The following is a 281-nucleotide window of genomic DNA, read 5'->3' as shown; positions in this document are numbered from 1 at the left end:
AAGGCGGTTTTGGTTTCGCCCTTGGCTGGAACTATTGGTATAACTGGGCCATTACGGTTGCATTTGAATTGGTTGCAGTCCAATTCATTATGAAATTCTGGTTTCCCGATCTGCCCGGTTTCTACTGGAGTGCTCTCTTCTTAGCTGTTGTCTTTGGGATCAATGCACTGACAGTCAAAGGCTTTGGTGAAAGTGAGTTCTTCTTCTCCTTGGTTAAAGTCCTTGCCATCATTGTATTTATCATCATTGGTATTTTCATGATTGGTAAAATCATGATGACG

The 281-nt window shown here is 42.0% G+C and carries 1 pseudogene; it reads left to right on the top strand.

From position 1 onward, the window contains the following. Nucleotides 1-281: pseudogene (locus E2C06_RS37115) on the top strand (amino acid permease); the annotation flags it as partial.

This window comes from Dankookia rubra (genome assembly GCF_004355005.1).
In the GTDB taxonomy this organism is placed as follows: Bacteria; Pseudomonadota; Alphaproteobacteria; order Acetobacterales; family Acetobacteraceae; genus Paracraurococcus; species Paracraurococcus ruber_A.
The sequence above is the reverse complement of the archived record's forward strand: the minus strand, read 5'-3'. Positions and strand labels throughout refer to the sequence as shown.